The 24,242-nt window shown below is 61.1% G+C and carries 16 protein-coding genes; 6 read left to right on the plus strand and 10 right to left on the minus strand.

Annotated elements, in window-relative coordinates; translation table 11 throughout:
• Positions 1-315 precede the first annotated feature (315 nt).
• From QWI18_RS24695 to glgA, 8 genes are all read right to left on the minus strand, one after another.
• A complete protein-coding gene (locus QWI18_RS24695; protein ID WP_065987158.1) occupies positions 316-621 on the minus strand; it encodes a DUF6482 family protein in 306 nt (101 codons plus the stop codon).
• A gap of 254 nt (positions 622-875) precedes the next feature.
• Positions 876-1,205, minus strand: coding sequence for a hypothetical protein (locus QWI18_RS24700; protein WP_192135927.1), 330 nt, complete (start codon positions 1,203-1,205; stop codon positions 876-878).
• Between the two features lie 712 nt (positions 1,206-1,917).
• Entirely contained in the window at positions 1,918-4,104 is a 2,187-nt protein-coding gene (glgX, locus tag QWI18_RS24705) for a glycogen debranching protein GlgX (protein WP_296307681.1), read from the minus strand.
• A 200-nt stretch (positions 4,105-4,304) separates the two neighbouring features.
• The gene (locus tag QWI18_RS24710) at positions 4,305-4,757 is read right to left on the minus strand and encodes a DUF2934 domain-containing protein (RefSeq protein WP_369320102.1); all 453 of its coding nucleotides are present in this window, start codon (positions 4,755-4,757) and stop codon (positions 4,305-4,307) included.
• Between the two features lie 16 nt (positions 4,758-4,773).
• A complete protein-coding gene (locus QWI18_RS24715) occupies positions 4,774-7,560 on the minus strand; it encodes a malto-oligosyltrehalose synthase (RefSeq protein WP_369320103.1) in 2,787 nt (928 codons plus the stop codon).
• Positions 7,557-9,641 (minus strand): 4-alpha-glucanotransferase, encoded by a 2,085-nt coding sequence (malQ, locus tag QWI18_RS24720; protein ID WP_369320104.1) that lies wholly within the window; start codon positions 9,639-9,641, stop codon positions 7,557-7,559. The genes QWI18_RS24715 and malQ overlap by 4 nt, the downstream gene beginning before the upstream one ends.
• Entirely contained in the window at positions 9,631-11,457 is a 1,827-nt protein-coding gene (gene treZ, locus QWI18_RS24725; RefSeq protein ID WP_369320105.1) for a malto-oligosyltrehalose trehalohydrolase, read from the minus strand. Before treZ ends, malQ begins: the two co-directional genes overlap by 11 nt.
• Before the next feature lie 25 nt (positions 11,458-11,482).
• Entirely contained in the window at positions 11,483-13,069 is a 1,587-nt protein-coding gene (glgA, locus tag QWI18_RS24730) for a glycogen synthase GlgA (RefSeq protein ID WP_065987170.1), read from the minus strand.
• 604 nt (positions 13,070-13,673) lie between these two features.
• Between glgA and QWI18_RS24735 the strand changes: the two genes are divergently transcribed.
• Positions 13,674-14,165: a GNAT family N-acetyltransferase gene (locus QWI18_RS24735; protein WP_369320106.1), complete on the plus strand. Its 492-nt coding sequence runs from the start codon at positions 13,674-13,676 to the stop codon at positions 14,163-14,165.
• A gap of 437 nt (positions 14,166-14,602) precedes the next feature.
• Entirely contained in the window at positions 14,603-16,159 is a 1,557-nt protein-coding gene (locus QWI18_RS24740) for a transporter associated domain-containing protein (protein WP_369320107.1), read from the plus strand.
• Between the two features lie 93 nt (positions 16,160-16,252).
• Here the strand turns inward: QWI18_RS24740 and QWI18_RS24745 are convergent, their stop codons facing one another.
• Positions 16,253-17,998, minus strand: a complete 1,746-nt coding sequence (locus QWI18_RS24745) for a phosphoethanolamine transferase CptA (RefSeq protein ID WP_369320108.1) — start codon at positions 17,996-17,998, stop codon at positions 16,253-16,255.
• 331 nt (positions 17,999-18,329) lie between these two features.
• Entirely contained in the window at positions 18,330-18,503 is a 174-nt protein-coding gene (locus QWI18_RS24750) for a DUF6026 family protein (RefSeq protein WP_141695114.1), read from the minus strand.
• A gap of 321 nt (positions 18,504-18,824) precedes the next feature.
• On the opposite strand from QWI18_RS24750, the gene gnd reads away from it, so the two are divergent.
• The 4 genes from gnd to QWI18_RS24770 all read left to right on the plus strand — a co-directional run bounded on the left by gnd (position 18,825) and on the right by QWI18_RS24770 (position 24,043).
• Entirely contained in the window at positions 18,825-19,802 is a 978-nt protein-coding gene (gene gnd / locus QWI18_RS24755) for a phosphogluconate dehydrogenase (NAD(+)-dependent, decarboxylating) (protein WP_065987181.1), read from the plus strand.
• Positions 19,802-21,325, plus strand: coding sequence for a glucose-6-phosphate dehydrogenase (gene zwf / locus QWI18_RS24760; RefSeq protein ID WP_369320109.1), 1,524 nt, complete (start codon positions 19,802-19,804; stop codon positions 21,323-21,325). The genes gnd and zwf overlap by 1 nt, the downstream gene beginning before the upstream one ends.
• Positions 21,322-22,140, plus strand: coding sequence for an HAD family hydrolase (locus QWI18_RS24765; RefSeq protein WP_192135946.1), 819 nt, complete (start codon positions 21,322-21,324; stop codon positions 22,138-22,140). The genes zwf and QWI18_RS24765 overlap by 4 nt, the downstream gene beginning before the upstream one ends.
• 97 nt (positions 22,141-22,237) lie before the next feature.
• Positions 22,238-24,043, plus strand: coding sequence for a glycoside hydrolase family 15 protein (locus QWI18_RS24770; RefSeq protein WP_369320110.1), 1,806 nt, complete (start codon positions 22,238-22,240; stop codon positions 24,041-24,043).
• Positions 24,044-24,242: the final 199 nt, after the last annotated feature.

Consider the following 24,242-nt stretch of genomic DNA (forward strand, 5'->3'; position numbering starts at 1 on the left):
TGCAGCCAGCGGGATTGGCGTTGACGCTGACTCGTAGGACCGGCTTTAGCCGGGAAGGCGTCAGTTGTCACGCCGCAAAATTCAGGTTGCTTACACTGGCCTCTTCCCGGCTGAAGCCGGTCCTACGGTGCATCGCATGCAGCCAGCGGGATTGGCGTTGACGCTGACTCGTAGGACCGGCTTTAGCCGGGAAGGCGTCAGTTGTCACGCCGCAAAATTCAGGTTGCTCGCACTGGCCTCTTCCCGGCTGAAGCCGGTCCCACTCTTGCACCGTATGCATCCAGCAAGAACCCGCAAGCATCACCCGCCGCTAGATCAATTACCCGAGTGAAAGGGAATCGGCTGGCGTGGCGCTTCGGGTGTGGTGTGGGGCTGGCCGACCATTTCGTCGTAGACCACCGGGTGGACGATAAACAGTTTCACTTCCTGGGTGGACGACAGGCATTTGCGCGCCTCGTCGATCGACGCCACGTGCAGCACCTTGCCATCGGGGCTGGTGACCGCATTGGACTTGCCGTCCATGAGCGCATGAATGACATAGGAGCCACCTTCGACCGAGACCAGATTGACCTCGGTGACTTCTCCGGCCTTGACGTGTTTGCTGAGCTTGTCCAGATCCATTACGGCACCTTAATGTCGCCCGCGGGCGTTGTCTGTTCCATGGATTGATGCGAAACCGTCGAAGCGGCCTGCCTGTATTGGAAGGGGATGGCGGTGCCAAGTTCAACGCAAAAACGGGGAGGGGGACGAGGAGGCGTTGGCGGGGATTTTCCAGAAGAGTGCCGGCACAGAAGAGAGGGCGCCGGCACCAGGAAACCTGCCGCCACCTGCCAACACCATCAGCAGGCAGCGGCCGGAATTCATGACATCAGCAATCAGCAGAGCTTGTCGATGACGCGCAGGCCAGGCGCTTTCTGCACGGCGCCCCATTCACTGCTCAGGGTTTCCAGCACCTGGCCAAGGAACTGCTTGTCTGCGGCGGCCTTCTTGCCGACATAGCCGTGGCCTTTGCGGTACATCTTCAGCCGTGCACGCATGTGCGGGTGCTGACTCTCGAATTGTTCTTCCTCGGTGCAGGCACCCAGGCCGTCCATGTGCACGTTGCCTTCCTCGCACACCCAGAGGATGTGGCTATCAAGGGAATCCTTGCGTGCGGCGAACAGTCGAGCCAATTGATCAATGGTAGGTTGGTTGTTCAGGTTCATGGTTGTTACCCCTTTTTGACCACTGGTTAATCTATCGAGTGAGTTCAAACGCAACGGCGAATCGTCCGTCGATTCGCAGTCCTTCCCGTCGCTGACAAGCAAGGCCCGTCGGTACACAGAGCCGGTGCCGGGTCGCAAGGGTGTGAATATTGAGGGAGCAGAAGGGGAAGATCGGACTTGGGCGAGAAAGGGCGGACGCCTTGAAGACACGGGCGACTGAGTGGTCGACCACAAGTGTCATGAGGACGTGTCGCCGGCGCTCGGCCTGGTGGGTCGATCTTGCCGGTTCGGCTTCATCAATCTGCCTTGTGGGCAGCACACATCCGGAGGTTGTTCGACGGCTGTATCGAACGGGCCCGGAATACTTTTGCCAGCTCTCCCGATCGGGGAGACGCCTGCACTATGCAGTCGGCAAAAGGCCTCGTCAATGGTTTTGTAGTGATTATTTTGGAGCACTACAAAATTTGTAGTTTCAGAACACGAAGGTCGATTCGTGACTACAAAGTCAATGAATCCGGGGGGCACAGCGCAGGGGCAAAACGCAAAACGCAAAACGCAAAACGCAAAACGCAAAACGCAAAACGCAAAACGCAAAACGCAAAACTGGGTGCCTGAAACGACACTTGCCCGCGACCGGGTCAGGCAGCCGTTGTTTCCGGCTGGCCGACCCCATCGCGGGCAAGCGTGTCGCTATGAATCCAGACGCGAGTACTTACGCCTGTGGAGCCTTTTGCAGTTCAAACAGCAACAGCGAACGCGGTGTGACCGTGTACTCGCTGCCGAACTCGAACTGATCCTTGCCATCGATCTCCGGCTGATTGGTGTCAATCAGGCTGGTCCAGTTGAGGCCTTCCGGCACTTCCGGCAGCGTGAAGTTGACGCCGTCGTGGTGCGAGTTGACCAGCAGCAGCAGCGTGGCTTCAGAGCCGCGACGACGGATACCGGTTTCCTGCGCGCGGCCATCCATTAGCATGCCCAGGCAGCGCCCATTTGGGTCTTCCCACTGCTCGATGCTCATCTCTTCACCGCTAGGCGACAGCCAGGTCACGTCCTTGACGCCCAGTGCATCGTTGTAATCGCCTACCAGGAAGCGGCTACGACGCAGGATCGGGTACGACTGACGCAGCTTGATCAGACGCTTGACGAACGCCAGCAGGGCCTTGCCGTCTTCGTCCAGATCCCAGTTGACCCAGCCGATCTCGCTGTCCTGGCAATAGGCGTTGTTGTTGCCGTGCTGGGTGCGGGCGAACTCGTCACCGGCGACCACCATCGGCGTGCCCTGGGCCAGCAGCAGCGTCGAGAAGAAGTTACGCATCTGACGCAGGCGCAGTGCGTTGATTTCCGGATCGTCGGTCGGGCCTTCGACGCCACAGTTCCACGAACGGTTGTCGTTGCTGCCGTCCTGGTTGTTCTCGTCGTTGTCTTCGTTGTGCTTGTCGTTGTACGACACCAGGTCGTGCAGCGTGAAGCCGTCGTGGGCGGTGATGAAGTTCACCGACGCGTACGGCCGGCGGCCACGCTGGTTGAACAGGTTGCCCGACGCGGTCATGCGGTTTGCGAAGTCTGCCAGCTGGCCTTCGTCGCCTTTCCAGAACGCACGGATGTTGTCGCGGAATTTGTCGTTCCACTCCGCCCAGCCCGGCGCGAAGTTGCCGACCTGGTAGCCGCCTGGACCGCAGTCCCATGGCTCGGCGATCAGTTTCACCGACCGCAGCACCGGATCCTGGCGGCAGGCCACGAGGAAGCTGTGGCGTTCGCTGAAACCGTCGTGGTAGCGGCCGAGGATGGTGGCCAGGTCGAAACGGAAACCGTCGACGTGCATTTCGGTCGCCCAGTAACGCAGCGAGTCGGTGACCATCTGCAGAACGCACGGGTGGCTCAGGTCGAGGGTGTTGCCGGTGCCGGAATCGTTGATGTAGTAACGCTTGTCATCCGGCATCAGGCGGTAGTAGGAAGCGTTGTCGATGCCGCGCATGGACAGGGTCGGGCCGCGCTCGTTGCCTTCAGCGGTGTGGTTGTAGACCACGTCCAGAATCACTTCCAAGTTGGCATGGTGCATGTGCGCAACCATTTCCTTGAACTCGGAAATTTTGCCGTGGGCCAGGTAGCGCGGGTCCGGTGCGAAGAACGCCAGGGTGTTGTAACCCCAGTAGTTGGTCATGCCCTTTTCCAGCAAGTGCTGGTCGTTGACGAAGGCGTGGATCGGCAGCAATTCGATCGAGGTGACGCCCAGACCTTTGATGTGCTTGATCACGTCATCGACCATCAGGCCGGCGAACGTGCCTTTGACTTCATCGGGCACGGACGGGTGACGCATGGTGAAACCGCGGGTGTGGGTCTCGTAGAAAATAGTCTTGTCCCACGGCACGTCGACCCGCTGCTCGCGGCCCCAGGTGTAGGCAGGGTCGATGACCTTGCACTTGGGCACGAAGGGCGCGCTGTCACGCTCGTCGAAGCTCAGGTCGTCGTCCGGGTGACCGATGGTGTAACCGAACAGTGCTTCGGACCACTTCAGCTCGCCGACCAATTGCTTGGCGTACGGGTCGATCAGCAGTTTGTTGTGGTTGAAACGGTGGCCGTTCTTCGGATCGTACGGACCGTAGACGCGGTAACCGTAGACCTGACCCGGGTGGGCGTCCGGCAGGTAACCGTGGAAGATCTCGTCGGTGTATTCCGGCAGCTCGATACGCTCAAGCTCCACTTCGCCGGCGGAGTCGAACAGGCACAGCTCGACCTTGGTGGCGTTGGCGGAAAAGATGGCGAAGTTGACGCCAAGGCCGTCCCAGCTGGCGCCCAGCGGGAAGGGCAGGCCTTCACGGATGCGCGAAGCCGTGACTTCGGGGCTGCCAGCGTTGCCGGATTCATTCTGTGTAGCGGCGTTCTTATCTTGCGTGCTCATGTGTATTCCTGACGTTCGAATGAGTTCCTGAAGGCGAACAAAGCCGTGGCCTCAGTCCATGACTGCGCCATCGATGCAACAGGGTGGGTGCAACAGGGTGGTGCGACTGAATCAAAACTACCGCAGGGACACGACCGTTTTGCGACGATCCCTGCGGCAGGGGTACTGGCTTTGCGACGATGACGCGTTACGCCTGGGAATCAGGGCGTAGGTGGCTTCGCTGCGGCAGGCTTCTTCGCAGAAGACTTGGCGGCAGGTTTGGCCGGTTTGGCGGAACCGTCAGCAGCGCTTGCTGGAGCTTTTGGCTTGGCAGCAGGCTTGGCCGGCGCTTTTGCCGCTGGCTTCGGTGCAGGCTTGGCGTCGGCTTTTGCATCAGCACTGGCCGGCTTGTCTGCAGGTTTGGATGGAGACTTCGCGGCAGGTTTGGCCGCAGCTTTTGGAGCGGGTTTGGCGGCGGCAGCCTTGGGCTCCGCTTTGCCGTCAAGCTTGGACTTCGCCGTCTTCGCAGCAGCCGGTTTTTTAGGCGACTTCGCCTCGGCGGCGGCCAACTTGCTAGCCATTTCCCAGTGGCGGGCGTCTTGCCCATGTGGCTTGCCTTCCGTTTCCCAGATCTGGTGGGCAAGCTCGCTGATTCTTTTATCGTCGGCACTCATCTCGACACTCCCGGTATCACAAGGTTTGTATAAGCAGGTTTACAGAAATTTCCTTGAGCGCTGCGCTGAGCAACAGTTCCTTGCTGGATGTGACTGTAGCCTGTGAAAAAAGTCCCTTCCAATTTGGATGTGAATCAGCGAACGGCAGGTTGATTCGTGTATCGCCCCAATTTGCTGCACTGATGAATGGAGTTTGCGCAGTGCCCAATAGTTCAGCCGGCAAGCGCGGAACCACAACAATAGCCCGCATCTCCTTCGTTACCCGGGCAAAAGCCACGACGTGATCGGCTTTTTCCCCGACCACTTCCAGCGGTTGATATTCGCCTTCACTGAACAGAGCGGGGTACTCGTTGCGCAGGCTAAGCACCTGAGCAATCAACGCCTGCTTGATCCGGCCGTCGTGCCACTGGTTCAACAGCTCGGTGACCGGCACGGACGCCTGCAACGCTTGTTCGCGAGCGGGGTAATCCACCGGACGACGGTTGTCCGGATCCACCAGGCTGAAGTCCCAGAACTCGGTGCCCTGATACAGATCAGGCACACCGGGCGCTGTCATTCGCAGCAAAGTTTGCGCCAGACTGTTGAGCGCGCCGGCGGTCGCGATGCGATTGGCCGTGGCACCGATGGATTGGCGCAGTGCCAGACCGTCGGCGCTGAGCAGCACGTGCTCCAGAAACTCGCGGCAAGCGGTCTCGTAGGCTTCGTTGGGCGCGCTCCAGCTGCTGTGCAGTTTGGCTTCACGAAGGGCCTTTTCCTGCCACTGAGTCAGGCGCTTTGCGTAGGCTTCGAAGGCCGGCTCGCCTTCGAGATCCAGCGGCCAGCTGCCGATGATCGCTTGATACAGCATCAGCTCGTCACCGGGGCTGATGTGGGTGTCGCCGGTCTTGAGCGGTGCCGACAGCTGCTGCCAGCGTTCGACCTGTTCGGCGTACCAGGGCGCCAGTTCACTGAGCACGGCCAGACGGGTGCGAGTGTCTTCGCCGCGCTTGTGGTCGTGGGTCGCGGTGGTCAGCAGGTTGTTCGGAAAGCTCTTGTGACGCTCGATCGAGACCTGATGAAACGCCTCTACCGGTGCACTGAAATGTTGCGGGTGGAAGCCCACGTCATTGCGCGACAGCAACACGGCGGAGCGGTAGAACGAGGTGTCTTCCACCGACTTGGCGGCCACTGGCGAGGTCAGCTGCTGGAAACGGTTGCCGGCCTTGCGGCGCATTTCGCGCAACGGGCCCGTCGGGTAGTCACGCAGCTTCTCGCCACCCAGCCACAGCTTGAGCGAGTCCAGCACCGGCCAGTCGCCTTCGCTGAGCATCTCGCGCGCGCCATCCATGGCCTGCTGGAAGAAACGCTCGTCTTCGGCAGAACGGCCGCAAGCGGTGAGGTAAGTGCGGTAGACCGGGAAGTTACTGACCAGCGCCAGCAGCGCCCGGCGGATGGCGCCAAGGGTCATGTCGCGGGTCATCACGTCACTGCGCGACACCTGCAGCAACGCCTGGGCCAGGTTCTCGAAATCACCGGCCAGTGTGCCGTGAAGGACCAGGTCGCGAGCTTCCAGGACTTCCTTGTTGAAGTCGGCCGTGCGTCCGCTGAGGCGGCTCCACAGCTCGCCCAATACCGCTTCACCCTTGGGATCATGCTGCAGGAGCGACACCTGGTTCATGAATTCATAACCGGTGGTGCCATCGGTATTCCAGTCGGTGCGCAGTTGCTCGTCGGAACCGAGGATCTTTTCGACGAAAATCGGCAGACGGTCCAGCTCGGTGCCTGCCGGGCGCCGTTTCATCAGGCTGTCGACGCGACGGCGCAGCTTGCGGCAATAGCCGCGCGGGTCGGCCAGGCCATCAATGTGGTCGATGCGCAGACCATCCACGAGGCCTTCAGCAATCAGTTCGAAGATCTTGCCGTGGGTCGCCTCGAATACCTGCGAGCGCTCGACCTTCAGGCCGCCCAGCTCGTTGATGTCGAAGAAACGCCGCCAGTTGATGTCGTCGCCTGCGGTGCGCCAGCTGGCCAGTCGATAGTCCTGTTGCTCAAGCAAACGGTGCAGGCGATCGAAGCCCTCCGGCGTGGTGGAGTCGAACTGCGCCAGGCCTTCTTCAACGGCCTTGACCAACTCGGGCTTGGCCTTGACCGCCTCGGCCAGTTCCGCCTTGGCCTGGCGCGCACGCTCATAGGCCTGCGGATAGTGGTCGAGGTCGGCAAAGCGCTGGGCCAGTTCGTCCAGTTCGGGACGTTTCCCAGCCTTCAACAGCGGCGCATACGTAGCCGGATTGATCGGGAAGAGATGCTGGTAGTGCTCGGCGTGGAAGCTGCCGTTTTCTGCATCAAACCGCAGCGGCACTTCGCCGTTCTGCAACACGGTGCCGTAGTCAGTGCTGAGGAACGGCAGCAACAGTTGGCCCTTGAGCAGCGGGTCCGGGGAATTCCACTGGATGTCGAAGAACTTGGCATACGGGCTGCGTTGACCCCACTCCAGCAGGTCCAGCCACCACGGGTTGTCATTGCCACCGACCGCCATGTGGTTGGAGACGATGTCGAGAATCAGGCCCATGCCGTTCTCGCGCAGCGCCGCGACGAAGCGCAGCAACGCAGGCTCACCGCCCAGCTCGGGGTTGATCACCCGTGGATCGACCACGTCGTAGCCGTGCATGGAACCGGCGCGGGCTTTCAGCAACGGCGAGGCATAAATGTGGCTGATGCCCAGGCTGGCGAAGTACGGCACCAGCTTAGTGGCGTCGTCCAGCGTGAAGTCTTTGTGGAACTGCAAACGCTGGGTGGCGCGCAGGGATTTAAGAGGGGTACTCATTTTTGATCACGCTCCGCGGCTTGTTTACGTGCCGCTGCCAGAATTTCAAGGCGTCGCGCTGCATCGGCGTTGTCCAGCAGTGAACCGCTGTCGCCGTTGAGCCGACGTCGCCAATTGGGATGACTGTCGATAGTGCCGGGGAAATTCGCCTGCTCCTCGATACCGAGGGCGTCCTCGATCGGGAGCAACACCAACGGAGCCGGGGTGTGGCCGAGGTAAGCGATGCTGTGGTCGATGATGTCGGCGGCGCTGATGTCGTCACCGCCGCTTGGCAGCGTGTAGTTCTGCTTGAGTGCCTTGACCAGCCCCTGGCGTTCACGCTCGCGGCTGTCACGCATCTTCTGCTCGGCTTCGTCGTCGACAAACCCGAGGGTCTTGTTCCAATGGATGTCCAGCTCGCTCAGCCAACCGGTGAGGGTAGGGAGGTCGTGGGTGCTGGTGGTCGCCAGTGCATCTCTGGACCATTTGGTGATCGGCTTGAACGTCGCATCATCCTGTTCGAACAACAGCACGCGCATGCCGAGGATTTCACGCTCGGACAGTTTTTCGTGCAGGCCTTCAGGCACGGTGCCGAGGTCTTCGCCGAGAACGATCGCTTCGTGCCGCCAGGATTCCAGGCTCAACAAACGCAGCATGTCGTCCAGCGGGTAGTTCAGGTAAGCACCTTCACTGGCAGGCGACCCCATCGGCACGACCCACAGGCGCTGCAGACCCATCACGTGGTCAATGCGCAGGCCGCCGACGTGGGCGAAATTGGCCCTGAGCATTTCAATGAACGCCTGGAAGCCGTTGCGTTTAAGGCCCGTCGGGGAGAACGCCGAGATGCCCCAGCTCTGGCCCGAGCGATTGAGAATGTCCGGCGGGGCGCCGACGGTCAGCGCGGAAAGCAGCTCGTCCTGACGGCTCCAGGCCTGACTGCCGGCACCGTCGGCACCCACGGCCAGATCGCCGATCAAGCCGACGCTCATGCCGCTCGAACGCGCCGCGGTCTGCGCGCGCTCAAGGCCGCGAGCGATCAGCCACTGGGCGAACGCGTGGAAGCCGATCTCTTTCTGATGCTTGGCGGCGAAGGCGTCGAGGGCGGGGTTCTTCGGATCTTTGTACTGCTCCGGCCATTCATGCCAGTTGCCGCCGATGCCCAGTTCATCGCCGGCATCACGCAAGGCCTCGAAGCGGCAGTGGTTTTCCAGCGCTTCACCGCCTGCGCGGCGGAAGCTCTTGAAGTACTCGTGGAAAGGGTGATCGCTGCCCGTGAAGCCGGCATACAGCTCGCGGAACAGTGTCCATTTGGCCTTTGCCGCGGCCGGCCAGTCGATCAGTTGAAGCCCTTCGAGGCGCTTGAATTCCTCGGCCAGGCCAGCCTTCTCGATCGCGACTTCAACCGCACGGTCACCCAGAATGGTCCCGGGCGCTGCGTACAGCGCGTTGAGGAACAACCGGCTGGACGGCGAATAGGGGCTGTAGCGCTCGCTGTCGTTGGAAAACATCGCGTGAACCGGGCTGATGGCCACGGCCGAGGCGCCACGTGCGCCGGCATCGCGAACGAAAGCTTCCAGCCCCTGGGTGTCGCCGATACCGCCATCACCGTCGCGACGCAGGTAGTACAGCTGCGTGGTCAGGCCCCAGTCGCGGGCGGTGGAGTCGTTGCGGGCCATGGTCAGGCTGTAGCAGGTCTTCGGCGCAACGGCGATGGTCAACTGCTGACCATCCACTTCCAGCTGGTGATAGCCGACGGCGGCCAACCCTGGCAGGGCGGCCTTGTCGGTCAGCTTCGCTTCGAGCAGCGAGCCGTCCTCCAGCGTCAGCTTGAACGCGGTGGCTGGCGCGAACCAGCTCGACAGGTCCAGATCCTTGCCATGGTCGACGGTCATCAACGGTGGCGGGGTGGCCGGCTGGCTTTCTTCGTTCAGGCGTTTGAGGCTGGCTTCGACGTCTTCTTCCGTCTCGGCGGGATACCCCAGACCGCCGAGGACCTTGCGCAGGACCTCGGGGCTCACGTGTTGCGGTTTGGCGTTGGCGTCCTTCCAGTCAACCGACAGGCCCGCCTGGGCCGCCAGTGTTTCCAGTTGCTCATTGCTCATCCTGTTCCTCCACAACATCACTCGATTTCAGGCTGACAATGGCCGTGTATGGATTGAGGGTGGCGGATGGGGAAAGTTCTGCGGACTTGGCGTGGGACTGATGAAGCACTCTGTAGCCGCTGTAATCATCGGTGTCGACCGCCTCGGTGCCGAGGTTCAGGTCGATGCGCAGCTCGCTGCCGTCGCCCAGTGTCCAGCGTGCGCTGACGGCTTTGTCGCCCAGCTCTTTCACGCCCAACGCGCTGGCGCCGTGCAGGCGAGGGAACAGCTCGGTCTTGCGAATGTGCAGCAACGTTTTGTAGAGCTCAAGCCAGTTGCGATGGTCCTGACCCTTGTCGGTTTCCAGCAGCAGCGCATCGAACGCCGGGCGCGAGGCTTCGAAGGTCTTCAGCGCGTTGGGATCGGGGATCTGTTCGCGCTTGGCCGGGTCCTTGAACGCGGCAAAATCCTTGAACTCGCCACGACGGCCTTCGCGCACGGCGTCTGCCAGCTCGTCATGGAAGTCGGTGAAGAACAGGAACGGTTCGCTCGCGCCCCATTCATCGCCCATGAACATCAGCGGCACCATTGGTGAAAGCAGCAACAGTGCGGTCGCCGCCTGCAGTGCTTGCGGCGGGCTCAGCTGGACCAGCCGCTCCCCGAAGGCACGGTTGCCGATCTGGTCGTGGTTCTGCAAGAACAGCACGAAGGAGGTCGGCGGCAGGTGGCCGCTGGGTTCGCCCCGGGCGTGACCATGTCGGGTGGATTCGCCTTGATAAACGAAGCCTTCACCCAGCAGACGGGCAAGCTTCTGCGTGGGCTTCTCGGCGAAGTCGGTGTAGTACGCGTCCGTCTCGCCGGTCAGCAGGACGTGCAGCGTGTTGTGGCCGTCATCGTTCCACTGGGCGTCGTAGCCCTGATCCATGCGCCCGGCTTCGTTGAACTCGTTTTCCAGGGTCAGCCAGACGTGACGTTCGGACGGGATTGCATCGCGTACGTGTTTGGCCAGGTCTTGCAGGAAGGTCGGGTCTTCGATGGCGTGCACAGCGTCGAAACGCAGGCCGTCGAACCGATAGTCCTGCAGCCACATCATGGTGTTGTGGATGAAGAAGTCGTGCACCTCACGGCGGCGGAAATCGATCGCGTCGCCCCACGGGGTCTTCTTGTCGCTGCGGAAGAAGTGCTTGGCGTAGGCGCCGAGGTAATTGCCGTCCGGGCCGAAGTGGTTGTAGACCACGTCGAGAATGACCGCCAGGCCCAGACCGTGGGCGGTGTCGATCAAGTGCTTGAGCTGGTCGGGCGTGCCGTAGGAGGACTGGGCAGCATAAGGCAGCACGCCGTCGTAGCCCCAGTTACGGTTCCCCGGGAACTGCGCGATAGGCATCAGCTCGATAGCGGTGATGCCGGTATCGACCAAGTGCTGGAGGTGCTTTTCAACGCCCTCATAACCACCCAGTGCACCGACGTGCAGCTCGTAGATGACGGCCTCATGCCAGGGCCGGCCTTGCCACTCGGTGTTTTCCCACTGATAGGCGGCCTGGTCGACGACGATGCTGTAACCATGCACGTCGCCGTCCTGCGCCCGGGAAGCCGGGTCAGGAACAGTGAGGTTGTTTTGTGCATCGAGGGTGACGTTGTAGCGATAGCGTGTGCCGGCAACACACTCGGTGTCGAGAACGAACCAGCCTTCCTGCTCTGGCTGAAGGGCCTGGGCAGGCCCGTTTTCGAATTCGACGCTGACGTTTTTGGCATCCGGTGCCCAGAGGGCAAACCGGGTGTGTTGTTGATCCAGCATGACGGCGCCGTGGCGCCAGTTTTGATCCGTGCGCGAAGGCATCCGTAATTCCTTGATCATTGAGTTATCAGTAGTGCAATACCGCGACCGCATTCTTTTTCAGCAGCTCCTGGTACAGATCAGCATAGGGTTCTACCGCTTTGTGCCAATCGAACGGAGCGGCCATGGCGCGGCAGCGCATGGCGTTGAGCAGCAGAGGGCTTTCGAAGACCTTGAAGGCGCGGGTCAGGGCGTCGGTGTAGCTTTCGACGGTGGATTCGTCGAACAGAAAGCCGGTGCAGCCGTCTTCAATGGTGTCCGCCAGGCCGCCCGTGCGACGTGCGACCGGCAGCGAGCCGAAGCGCTGTGCGTACATCTGGCTAAGGCCGCAAGGCTCATAGCGGGAAGGCATCAGCAGAAAGTCACTGCCGGCGAACATGCGACGTGCGTCGGTTTCGTTGAAGCCCACCCGGACGCTGACCTGACCCGGGAAGCGGGCGGCGAGGTCGCGCATGGCGTCTTCTTCTTCAGGCTCGCCACGGCCGATGATCGCGATCTGGCCGCCGTTGTTGACGATGTGCTCGGCCACGCCAATGGTCAGGTCCAGACCCTTTTGGTAAACCAGACGGGAGACCACGGCGAACAGTGGGCCAGTGGACGGCTCCAGTTCGAACAGCTCGCGCACGTAGTCAGCGTTGATTTCCTTGCGGGTCCACTCATTCGGGGCGAAGCGGCAAATCAGGTGTTCGTCGGTGGCCGCGTCCCAGCTCTCGTCGATGCCGTTGGGAATGCCGCTGAGCTGACCGCGGTCGGCCTTGCTCTGCAGGAAACCTTCCAGCCCGCAGCCGAAATCAGCCGTGGTGATTTCCTTGGCGTAGGTCGCGCTCACGGTGGTGATGTGGCTGGAGTAGGCCATGCCCGCTTTGATGAACGACAGCTGGCCGTAAAATTCCATGCCCTCCGGGTTCAATGCCGAGTCCGGAATGCCCAGCTCACGGCTGGAGGCAATGCTCACAAAGCCCTGATACGCCAGGTTGTGAATGGTGAAAATCGACGGCGTGGTCTGGCCGCGCCATTTCATGTACGCCGGCGCCAGGCCTGCTGGCCAGTCGTGGGCGTGAACCAGCTCGGGGCACCATTGGGTCTTGACCGCGCCGGCTGCGAAGTCGGCGGCCGCCAGGCCCAGACGGGCAAAACGGATATGGTTGTCGGACCAGTCGCGGCCGTCATTGTCACCGTAGGGCGTGCCTTCACGCTCGTACAACTCGGGACAGATCAGGACGTAGATGACCAGACCGTCTTTCATGTCCATCCGGCCGATCTTGCAGGGAGGCAGCGCGGCGTGGCCAGGCAGCTCGCTGATGATGTGGATCGGATTGCCGCTATTGATGACCTGTGGATAGCCGGGAATCAGCACGCGTACATCGTGCAGGTGGCGCATGGCGCGCGGCAGTGCGGCAGACACATCGCCCAGGCCGCCGGTTTTCACCAGGTCGGCCATCTCTGAAGTCACGAACAGGACTTTCTTGCGGGTAACCGAAGAAACCACTGGTTGAACAGGAGGCAGTTGCAGCACAGGTGCGCTCGTCGTTGCGAAGACCGGCAGATGGGTCAGCTCGCTGGCCGGCTGATTAAAACTCTCTCCCTTCTGGGTTTTGACAGCGGCACTAATCATCGTTTTCTCCAGTTCGATATGCAGTGTTGGTACAGCACTTAGTTGTAAGCGGCCATTTCCTATGGCCAGGCACACAAGACCTACGCAAGATCGATACCCATTTACCGACTGCAGATAAAGGAACAAGGTGAAAGCGTACTCTGCTTCGATTTTTCAACAGCATAGTTGCTCTATTCACATGACCCCGGCGCCTGTGTAGAAGTTTCGACAATTTTTCCGGGCCGTGTCTGGCATGCGGGGTTGCGATCCGGCGCATCCTGTCATTCGGGAAGTTTTGCCGATCTGCAAGCCCCGGAATGCGCCGTTGTGGAGCATGGGGTGTCGGCCCGTATAACGGGGTGCCGCCGGTCGGATTGTTGGACAATCATCGTGCCGATGGTCTACTCCCGCGCAAGGCCTGCGCCTTTGTGGGACGCGGGACGCACATTTCGATAGCGCTGCCTTTTCTCGGTGCGTGCCGGAACAAATCTTGACCGATCAGAGACATTTCCTACTTCTGTATAAGGATATTTTTGCGGCCAGGGCGTTAGAATCGGCGCCACGCGGCACGTCGGCACACTGAGTCGAGCGCCTGTTGAGGTTTCTCCAGCGGTAGAGGAAGTCAATGCAAGCCCCTGAGGTTCTGGTACTGCAAGCCAGCTATAGCAATTCGGTTCACGCTGAAGCCATCGGGTTTCTGCTCAATCAATACGCCGAGGACGCGATGGGCGGTGGGAAGTCGCTGTCCATGGACACCCGTCAGCAGTTGGCGATCGAACTGGCCAAGCGCCCTCATGCGTTCAGCGTGCTGGCGTTCATCGCCGGCGAGCCGGTTGGCCTGGTCAACTGTTTCGAAGGGTTCTCGACCTTCGCCTGCCGGCCCTTGGTTAACGTCCATGATGTGGTAGTGATCGCTTCGGCCAGAGGGCAGGGCATCAGTCAGAAGATGCTGGCGAAGGTCGAGGAAATCGCCCGCCAGCGCGGCTGCTGCAAAATCACCCTCGAAGTGCTGGAAGGCAACGAAGCCGCCAAAGGCGCCTACCGCAAGCTCGGTTTCGCCGACTACCAGCTAGACCCGCAGATGGGGCGAGCGTTGTTTTGGCAAAAAGCGCTGTAGCTGAGCGCTGTTAGTGGGACCGGCTTCAGCCGGGAAGAGGCCGGTATGAACAGCCTCAATTTTGCGGTGTGACGCCTGACGCTTTCCCGGCTGAAGCCGGTCCTACCAAGGCGTTCACTCACGCTCCTGCAAACGCACGCAATAATGCGTTCACTCACGCTCCCGCTAAACGCACGCAATAATGCGCAAATCCTTTGTAACAGTTCTGTCCTGTAAGGCGATTCCGAGAGCGCGATAGGATCGCCTCCCGTATTGCTTTCAGGACTCACATGTCGCTCTCTCTGGAACCTCCCAGTCGCCGATCCCTTTCGAACAGGATTACAGGCGTTCATTCCGCGTCATCACCCTTAAACAATATTTCTATCTGGCTCGACCCACTTTGCCGTGTGTCGGGCCTTTTCGTGTCTGTCCCATTGATCGAGAAGGGGCGCTGACCCATGGAATGGATTGCTGATCCCACGGCGTGGCTTGGCCTGTTGACCCTTATCGTGCTTGAGCTGGTGCTCGGCATCGACAACCTGGTGTTCATCGCCATCCTCGCCGACAAGTTGCCGCCTGAGCAGCGCGACCGCGCGCGGGTGCTGGGCCTGTCTCTGGCGTTGATCATGCGTCTGGGCCTGCTCGCGAGCATTTCGTGGATGGTCACGCTGACCGAGCCGCTGTTCGAGATTTTCGAGAAGAGCTTTTCCGGTCGCGACCTGATCATGCTGTTTGGCGGCGTGTTCCTGCTGTTCAAGGCGACCATGGAATTGCACGAGCGGCTGGAAGGCCACGTCGCCCAGCGGGCCGGCAGTACGACCTACGCGCTGTTCTGGCCCATCGTCGCGCAGATCGTCGTGCTCGATGCGGTGTTCTCCCTGGACGCTGTGATCACCGCCGTGGGCATGGTCGATGAGCTGTCGATCATGATGATCGCCGTGGTGTTCTCGATCGCCATCATGATCATCGCCAGCAAGCCGCTGACCGCCTTCGTCAATGCGCACCCGACGGTGATCATGCTGTGCCTGGGCTTTCTGATGATGATCGGCTTCAGCCTGACCGCCGACGGCCTGGGGTTCCATATTCCCAAGGGCTATCTGTACGCGGCCATCGGTTTCTCGATCCTGATCGAGGTGTTCAACCAGATTGCCCGTGCCCGTCGCAAGCGCAGCGTCAAAGGCGACCTGCCGCGCCGCGAACGCACGGCCCACGCCGTGTTGCGCCTGCTGGGTGGGCGCAGGCCGAGCGCAGAGGAGGTCGGTGAGGAAATCGCCGACATGCTCGAGGGCGACAGCGACGAGGTGGTGTTCGACCGCCGTGAGCGCGTGATGATCAGCTGCGTCCTGCAATTGGCGCAGCGACCCATTCGCGGTGTGATGACGGTGCGCAGCGACGTCGACGTAATCGATCTGGACGACACGCCGGACGGCATTCGCCAGCGTCTGGTCAGCTCGTCGTACTCACGGCTGCCGCTGATCCGCGGCGGGCGCATCGACGAGCCGCTGGGCTTCGTGCACAAAAAGGAAATGCTCAACGCCTGGCTGTCCGGCGTCGAGCCGAACATCGAACACTTGGTCCGACCGACGCTCAACCTGCTTGAGAGCTTCTCGATCCTCAACGCCCTGGAACAGATGCGCGCGCAGTCCACGCACATTGCGTTCGTGATTAACGAATTCGGCGATTTCGCTGGCATCCTGACCATGACCGACATTCTCGAATCCATCGCCGGCGAACTGCCGGACGCCAGCGAGATCGAGGGGCCGGACTTGATCGAAGAAGGCGAGGGCGTGCTGGTCAATGCCGCCATGAACCTGAGTCATTTGCGCGAGCGCATCGGCTTCAAAGCGCGGGCGACGGACGACTATCAGACCCTGGCCGGACTGGTGGTGAGCCTGCTGGATCGATTGCCGGTAATCGGCGATGAGGTGCAGTGGCAGGGTTGGCACATGAAGGTCGTGCACTTGCAGGAGCGGCGGGTGACCCGGGTGCTGTTGCGCCAGACGCCTTCTTCATGATCGTCGCTGACGCATAAGCTTCCCGACACGAAAACAAAAAAGGCCTGCATTGCGCAGGCCTTTTCGTTTGCAGCGAACGCTCATTCGCTTCAGCTACTTCTGCACCACCTCGGGCATCGCGCCGGGCTGGCTGGCCGCTTTCTCCATGTGGGCAAAATCACTCAGGCCTTTCGGCGCGTAGGGGTCGCCGATCAAGCGGGGCCGTGCCTTGAAGTCCAGGCTGACCAGGCTTTTCGTGGTGTCGAGTTCATCAAAACTCAAACCCGCCAGTTGCGCCCACGTGTGGATCAGGTTCGAACTGGTGTAAGGCCGATCGTGGATGCTCTCGAAATTCCAGTCATGGGTCTGCTTCCACTTCGGCGAGGCGTAGGCAATGAAGGGCACGGTGTACATCGGGATGGTCGGCTTGTTCTCGTTGCGGCCCAGGGTGTTGCGGCCTGGCGAGTCATAGACGTCTTCGCCGTGATCCGAGAGGTACAGCAGGAAGCCGTTCGGGTCGGCCTTGCCGTACTCCTTGATCAGGCTGGACACCACGAAATCGTTGTACAGCACCGCGTTGTCGTAGCTGTTGTAGAACTCCAGCTTGCTGTCATCAATGTCCGCCGGCACGCCGTCACGTCCGCTGAATTTCGCGAACTCCTCCGGGAAACGGTACTGGTAGGCCATGTGCGTACCGAGCAAATGCACCACGATCAACTTGCGCGGCGCGGCGTCAGTCAGGGCCTTGGCGAACGGCGCCAGCACGTCGCCGTCGTACTGGCGGGCGTTCTGATTGCGGTTGTTGTTCAGATAGACCTGCTCGTCAGCCTGCTCGGAGAAGGTGGTGAGCATGGTGTTGCGCTTGGTCATCGTCTGCTGGTTGGTGATCCAGAAGGTCTTGTAACCCGCCTGTTTCATGACGCTGACGATCGACGGCGTCTTCAGATAAAGGTCTGGGTTCTCCTCGTCGGCGAAGGTCAGTACCTGCTGCAGGGCCTCGATGGTGTAAGGCCGTGGCGTGATGACGTTGTTGAACACCTGCAGCTGATCCTTCATGGCGTCCAGGTTCGGTGTGGTCTGGCGCGGGTAGCCATAGAGGTGCATCCGGCCGCGGTTGGTCGACTCGCCGATCACCAGCACCAGAGTGGTCGGCAGATTGGCCTGCTGGTCCTTGAGGTTTTTCAGCGGTGCGATGTTGCTGCTGCTGGTCAGCATGTCCTGCATGCCATCCAGCTGCTGGGTGTAACGGTGATAGGCGACGATCATCTGCCATGGCACCGCCGGCTCGATGCGCGACTCGAAGGCTTCGAGGGCCGAGGCGGTGTCGTCGTGGCGGGCGAACTGCTTGGCCAGCGGGTAACCGATGATGCCGATCAACAGTGCGGCGGCCACGGCGTACGCGCGAGGACGCGGCATGTACACCGGGCGAAGGCGGGTCCACAGGAATATCGCGAACGCGGTGTGGGCGATGAACGCCAGCACGATCCACCACGCGAAGTACTGGGTCATGTATTCGCCGGCTTCAGAGATGTTCGATTCGAACATGATGAAGATGACGCTCTGGGAAAACTCCTGCTGGTAAATGAAGAAGTAACCCAGGCTCGCCATGGAGCAGGCCCACAGAACCACCCCGATGACGGCCGCCATGACCCGGGTCTTTTGCGGGAACATCAGCATGGGCGCGAGCCAGATGCCGCTGATCACGAACGCCTGACGGAAGCCGGCAAAGCCGGTGATACCGGTTAGCTGAATAAGCAGCTGAGTGATGCCCGAGAAGTACCAGAAAAACACGAACAGCCAGATGATGCCCGCCCAGTCGAACCCTTTCGGAGTCGCAGTGCTCCGTTTCATCGTTGTCATCAAGCGCTCCGCTATAGACCTTTTCAGGCGGCAGAACACCGCCTGAACTCATTCCAGTGCCAGCAATTGGCCAGCAACCAACCTGTTAAGGGTCGGGAGTATGTTTTCAGGCGGGTGAAAATTTTGTCACGCGGGGCGTTGCGAAAACGGTGAAACCGGCTATGGGCCTCAATCGCAGTCCAGGCGGGGAACGTAACAACGTGTGTCGGGTCCGACGGAGGGTCGAAAGGGGCGTCGAGCGCGCGGCATTGCGAGTACAGGCAGGGGAGTGCGAGGGATGCGCCGGCAAGCCTGCAGATCAGGCTTGCCTTGGGAGGAGGGGTGTCGCGGATCAGGCGTGCAGGGCGTTGCTGCTGCCGATGAGCTGGGCGTGCTGCAGCATCGAAGTCAGCTGGGCGACTTTCTTCTGCAATACGGCGCGTTCTTCCCTGAGCTGGCGCAGCTCGTCACGACGGATTGTGACGTAAAGGGTCTGTGGAGCGTTGGCTGTCATTACTGTGCCCATTGCACACCTCGCAAATGGCGGATTCAACTTCATAAGGTTCAAGCAAGGACGCCTGCTACCTGGCATGTCCTGCTCACTACCTCTATCGGCCGGGATTCTGATTTCTTTTGCGTAAAAAAGGAACTTTTTTATTTTTGATTGTCGCGAACGTTTCTTGATCGCGAAAACGTGCGTCATAGGGCAGTCTTGCAGACCTCTGTGCCCCTGCACATGAAACTTTTTTCACCGGGAAACCATAGTTTGCCTCCCCGGACTAACCCACTATGCGGCACTGGGCTATAAACTGAGGCACCTCTGAATTTGATTAAGGAGCACCTCTACATGCAACTCGGGATTGTTGGACTAGGCCGCATGGGCGGCAACATCGCACGTCGACTGATGCTCAATGGCCACACGACTGTGGTCTATGATCGCGATGAGAAGTCTCGCACCGTGCTCGCCAACGAAGGTTCAACGCCAGCCCATGACCTCGCGTCACTGGTTGCGGCGCTGGAAAAACCGCGGGCCGTCTGGGTGATGTTGCCTGCTGGCGCTCCAACCGAAGACACCATCAACGAGCTGGCCACTTTGCTCGATGCCGACGACGTGATCATCGACGGCGGCAACACCTTCTACAAGGACGACGTCCGTCGCTCCCTCGCCCTTAAAGACAAGAACCTGCACTACGTCGATGTCGGCACCTCGGGCGGCGTCTGGGGTCTGGAACGCGGCTACTGCATGATGATCGGCGGCGAAACCGACGTCGTCACGCGCCTTGACCCGATCTTCAAGACCCTGGCCCCGGGCATTGGCGACATCCCGCGCACCAGGGATCGTGCCAAGGACGCCGACCCGCGTGCCGAACACGGTTACATCCACGCCGGTCCGCCGGGCGCCGGGCACTTCGTCAAGATGATCCACAACGGCATCGAGTACGGCATGATGCAGGCCTTCGCCGAAGGCTTCGACATCCTCAAGACCAAGAATTCGGACAACCTCCCGGTTGAACAGCGCTTCGACCTGAACCTGGGCGACATCGCCGAAGTCTGGCGTCGCGGCAGCGTGGTGTCTTCCTGGCTGCTCGACCTGACCGCCGACGCACTGGCCACCGACCCTCAGCTCAACGCCTATTCCGGTTCCGTGGCCGACAGCGGTGAAGGCCGCTGGACCATCGAAGCGGCCATGGAGCAGGCGGTACCGGTTCCCGTGCTGTCCACTTCGCTGTTCGCCCGCTTCCGCTCCCGTCAACAAAGCACGTACGGCGACAAGATGCTGTCCGCCATGCGTTTTGGATTCGGTGGTCATAAGGAACCAAAATAATGGGTTTATCCCGCAGCAAGCAGAATGCGCCGGTCGCTCCGGCGACCACGCTGTTCCTCTTCGGCGCCCATGGTGACCTGGTCAAACGGCTGTTGATGCCGGCCCTCTATAACCTGTTTCGCGACGGGTTGGTGGGGGAGGACCTGCACATCGTCGGCGTTGACCACAACACCGTCAGCGATGCCGATTTCGCCAAGAAGCTCGAAGACTTCATACGTCAGGAGGCGGCCAGCAAGGTCGCCCAGGGCGGCGAAGAGCCTCTGGATCCGGCGCTGTGGGGCAGCCTGTTGAAGCGCATCACTTACATCACCGGCGATTTTCTCGACGATTCCACGTATTCGGACATCGACGCGAAGATCAAGAGCACGGGCACCCGCAACGCCGTGTTCTACTTGGCGACTGCGCCGCGTTTCTTCAGTGAGGTGACGCAGCGTCTGGGCTCTTCCGGGCTGATGGTCGAGGACGACGAGAGCTTTCGTCGCGTGGTGATCGAGAAGCCGTTCGGCCACGATCTGCCCAGTGCGGTGGCCCTGAACAACTGCTTGCTGAAGGTCATGAGCGAGAAGCAGATCTACCGGATCGACCACTATCTGGGCAAGGAAACGGTGCAGAACATTTTGGTCAGCCGTTTCTCCAACGGCCTGTTCGAGTCGTTCTGGAATAACCACTACATCGACCACGTGCAGATCACCGCAGCCGAAACCGTGGGCGTTGAAACCCGTGGCAGCTTCTACGAAACCACCGGTGCCCTGCGGGACATGGTGCCCAATCACCTGTTCCAGCTGCTGGCGATGGTAGCGATGGAGCCGCCGGCTGCATTCGGTGCCGATGCCGTGCGCGGCGAAAAGGCCAAGGTGGTCGGCGCGATCCGGCCCTGGTCGGAAATGGAAGCGCTGGCCAATTCGGTGCGCGGTCAGTACGCCGAGAGCAACATCGGCGGCAAGCCCGTCACCGGTTACCGCCAGGAAGACCGTGTCGATCCCGAGAGCAACACCGAGACCTACGTCGCACTCAAGGTCATGATCGATAACTGGCGCTGGATGGGCGTGCCGTTCTACCTGCGCACTGGCAAGCGCATGAGCGTGCGCGACACCGAGATCGCCATCTGCTTCAAGCCTGCGCCGTATGCCCAGTTTCGCGACACCGATGTCGACAGCGTCGCGCCGAATTTCCTCAAGATCCAGATCCAGCCTGACGAAGGCATGTGGTTCGATCTGCAGGCGAAGAAGCCCGGCCCGACCCTCGACATGCAGACCATTGAATTGGGTTTCGCCTACAAGGACTTCTTCGAGATGCAGCCGTCGACCGGGTACGAAACCCTGATCTACGACTGCCTGACCGGTGACCAGACCCTGTTCCAGCGTGCCGACAACATTGAAAACGGTTGGCGTGCCGTGCAGCCGTTCATCGATGCCTGGGCCAAGGATCCGCAGGTGGACCTCTACCACGCGGGCGAGGACGGGCCCTCGGAGGCCGATGAGTTGCTGGCCCGTGACGGCCGCACATGGCAGCGCCTGGGATGAGTGACGCTTCGCAGTCCCTCATCCAGTTCATGTTGTCCGACATCGATGGCACGCTGCTGCACCCCGATCACAGCCTGAGCCAGGCCAACATCGATGCGGTGCGCAAGCTGCAGGAGGCCGGGATTCATTTCTCGGTCGCCAGCAGCCGGCCCCCTCGGGCCATGCGGCAGCAGATCGAAGCCCTAGGCATCACGCTGCCGACCGTGGCGTTCAACGGTGCCAACATCATCAATCCTGACGGCAGCCTGCTGAAGGCCCACCGCATCAATGCCGCTGCGGCGCGCACCAGCCTCGAGCTGTTCGCCAGCGAGGCGGTGGCGGTCTGGGTGTTCGCCGACGACCAGTGGCTGCTGCTCAATCCCGAGGGGGATTACGTCGACCACGAGCGCAACACGCTGGGCTACGACTTCGTCCACGTCGCCAGCTTCGACGACTACCTGGACCGCATCGACAAGATCGTCGCGGCGAGCAAGGACTTCGAGCTGCTCAAGCGCCTCGAGGTCAAGCTCAACCCGCTGATCGCCGAGTCGGCGTTGGCAGCCCGTTCACAATCCTATTACCTCGACGTCACCGCACTGGACGCCAACAAGGGCACTGCCCTTGAGACGCTGGCCGATGCGTTGGGCGTGCCGCTGGCTCACACCGCCGCGATCGGCGATGCGGGCAACGACGTGGCGATGTTCCTGCGCGCCGGGTTGTCGATTGCCATGGGGCAGGCCGAAGTGGGCGTGAAGACCCAAGCCAACTACGTTACCGACAGCAATGCCGATGACGGGCTGGCCAGGGCCATCGAGCGATACATCCTGCCCCGTTGATTCGGGGCGGCGGTTGCGCTGCTACTCATGGGTACAGCTACTCAAGGGCACGGCGCACAACAACACTAACGTGCTCACCGAGAGGGATAACCGCCCGATGGCTGTGTTGATTGAAGACTACGCGCTGCTCGGCAACTGCCGGACCGCCGCGCTCGTGGCCCGCGACGGGTCACTGGACTGGCTGTGTTTTCCGCGCTTTGATGCGCCAGCCTGTTTCGCCGCGCTGCTGGGTGACAGCAACAACGGGCGTTGGAAGCTAGCCCCGGTTGATGGCCGCGCCCGGACGCGCCGCAGCTATCGCGACGGCACACTGATTCTCGAAACCCTCTTCACCACCGACACCGGACAGGCGTTGCTCATCGATTTCATGCCCATGGAGATCGACAGCAGCGTGGTGCGCATCGTCGTCGGCGTGGAAGGGCGCGTGGATTTCTCAATGGACCTGGCGATTCGCTTTGACTACGGCAGCACGGTGCCGTGGGTCGAGAAGCGCGAGCCGCACACCATGACCGCCGTTGCCGGCCCGGACATGCTGGTGCTGCGCACGCCTGCCGAACTGCACCCGATGGACCACCACACCGAGAGCCTGTTCAGCGTTGAAGCAGGCCAGCGGCTGGGTTTCGCGTTGTCCTGGCAGGTCTCCCACGAGCCGGTTCGTGGGGGCTTCGATATGGAGTTGGCGCTGCAGCAGACCGAAACGTTCTGGCGGGGTTTTTCTGACCGGTGCCCGGATGTCGGTCCGTGGACGGATCAGGTCAAACGTTCGCTGATCACCCTCAAAGCCATGACCTACGCGCCCACCGGCGGGATCGTCGCAGCGGTGACCACGTCGCTGCCCGAACAGTTGGGCGGCGAGCGCAACTGGGATTACCGCTTCTGCTGGCTGCGCGATGCGACCATGACCCTGCTGGCGTTCATGAACCTGGGCTATTTCGAAGAAGCGACTGCGTGGCGCAACTGGCTGCTGCGCTCCATCGCCGGCAACCCGGATCAAGTCCAGATCATGTACGGCCTGGCAGGCGAGCGACGTTTGCTGGAGTATGAATTGCCTTGGCTGGCCGGTTACGCGCAATCGCGTCCGGTGCGGGTGGGCAACGGCGCGGCCAGTCAGGTGCAGTTGGACGTCTACGGCGAAGTCGCCGACGCCATGACCCAAGCCCTTAAAAACGGATTGCCGGCGCTGCCGCGCGGCACGGAAATCCAGAAAGTGATCATGCCGTTTCTGGAAAAAGTCTGGCATCAACCGGACGCCGGCATTTGGGAAATCCGTTCGGCGCCGCGGCACTTCACCCATTCCAAAGTCATGGCCTGGGTGTCGTTCGACCGCAATGCCGGGGTGTTGGCCAAGAGCGATGACCCGGAAGAGCGCGAGCGGGGACAGCACTATCGGCAGGTTGCCGATCAGATTCACGCCGACGTCTGCGCCAACGGTTACGACGCCGCACTGGGCAGCTTCGTGCAGACCTACGGCGGCCAGGAAATGGACGCCAGTCTGCTGCAGATCGCGCTCACCGGCTTCCTCCCCGTCGACGACCCCCGCGTCACCGGCACCGTCACGCGGATAGAACAATCGCTGATGAAAGACGGCCTGCTATTGCGCTACGACAGCGAACGCAGCACCGATGGCGTGTCGGGCAGCGAAGGGACGTTCCTGGTGTGCTCGTTCTGGCTCGCCGATGTCTACGTGCTCCAAGGCCGCGACGAAGAAGCCCAACTCCTCTTCGCACGCCTGTGCGGTCTGTGCAACGACGTCGGCCTCCTCGCCGAACAATACGACCCCCAGCAAAACCGCATGCTCGGCAACTTCCCCCAGGCTTTCAGCCACATCGGCATCATCAACACCGCCCTCAACCTGCACCGCGTCATCTGCCCCGTAAAAACCCGCGCGGCCACACCGTCATAGTGGGGTCGGCATCGCCGGGAAGACGATGCGTTACACCCATGGATTAAGGGCGCCTGCACGGGCCTCTTCCCGGCTAAAGCCGGTCCCACTAAAAGCACCGCATCCACCCTGTAGGACCGGCTTCAGCCGGGAAGCTTTTGCTGTTGATTTTGATCTTCATACGCAAAAAGCCCAGACACCGCAGAACGCGACTTGGGTG

Source organism: Pseudomonas sp. W2Oct36 (assembly GCF_041060465.1).
Lineage (GTDB): Bacteria > Pseudomonadota > Gammaproteobacteria > Pseudomonadales > Pseudomonadaceae > Aquipseudomonas > Aquipseudomonas graminis_B.

What these genes read in the sequence shown, in the direction of transcription:
- zwf (WP_369320109.1), top strand. Translation starts at nt 19,802, where the DNA reads ATGGGTTTATCCCGCAGCAAGCAGAATGCGCCGGTCGCTCCGGCGACC.
- malQ (WP_369320104.1), bottom strand. Translation starts at nt 9,641, where the DNA reads ATGAGCAATGAGCAACTGGAAACACTGGCGGCCCAGGCGGGCCTGTCG.
- QWI18_RS24710 (WP_369320102.1), bottom strand. Translation starts at nt 4,757, where the DNA reads ATGAGTGCCGACGATAAAAGAATCAGCGAGCTTGCCCACCAGATCTGG.
- QWI18_RS24750 (WP_141695114.1), bottom strand. Translation starts at nt 18,503, where the DNA reads ATGGGCACAGTAATGACAGCCAACGCTCCACAGACCCTTTACGTCACA.
- treZ (WP_369320105.1), bottom strand. Translation starts at nt 11,457, where the DNA reads ATGCCTTCGCGCACGGATCAAAACTGGCGCCACGGCGCCGTCATGCTG.
- QWI18_RS24770 (WP_369320110.1), top strand. Translation starts at nt 22,238, where the DNA reads ATGGCTGTGTTGATTGAAGACTACGCGCTGCTCGGCAACTGCCGGACC.
- gnd (WP_065987181.1), top strand. Translation starts at nt 18,825, where the DNA reads ATGCAACTCGGGATTGTTGGACTAGGCCGCATGGGCGGCAACATCGCA.
- QWI18_RS24715 (WP_369320103.1), bottom strand. Translation starts at nt 7,560, where the DNA reads ATGAGTACCCCTCTTAAATCCCTGCGCGCCACCCAGCGTTTGCAGTTC.
- glgX (WP_296307681.1), bottom strand. Translation starts at nt 4,104, where the DNA reads ATGAGCACGCAAGATAAGAACGCCGCTACACAGAATGAATCCGGCAAC.
- QWI18_RS24740 (WP_369320107.1), top strand. Translation starts at nt 14,603, where the DNA reads ATGGAATGGATTGCTGATCCCACGGCGTGGCTTGGCCTGTTGACCCTT.
- QWI18_RS24700 (WP_192135927.1), bottom strand. Translation starts at nt 1,205, where the DNA reads ATGAACCTGAACAACCAACCTACCATTGATCAATTGGCTCGACTGTTC.
- QWI18_RS24745 (WP_369320108.1), bottom strand. Translation starts at nt 17,998, where the DNA reads ATGACAACGATGAAACGGAGCACTGCGACTCCGAAAGGGTTCGACTGG.
- QWI18_RS24735 (WP_369320106.1), top strand. Translation starts at nt 13,674, where the DNA reads ATGCAAGCCCCTGAGGTTCTGGTACTGCAAGCCAGCTATAGCAATTCG.
- QWI18_RS24695 (WP_065987158.1), bottom strand. Translation starts at nt 621, where the DNA reads ATGGATCTGGACAAGCTCAGCAAACACGTCAAGGCCGGAGAAGTCACC.
- QWI18_RS24765 (WP_192135946.1), top strand. Translation starts at nt 21,322, where the DNA reads ATGAGTGACGCTTCGCAGTCCCTCATCCAGTTCATGTTGTCCGACATC.
- glgA (WP_065987170.1), bottom strand. Translation starts at nt 13,069, where the DNA reads ATGATTAGTGCCGCTGTCAAAACCCAGAAGGGAGAGAGTTTTAATCAG.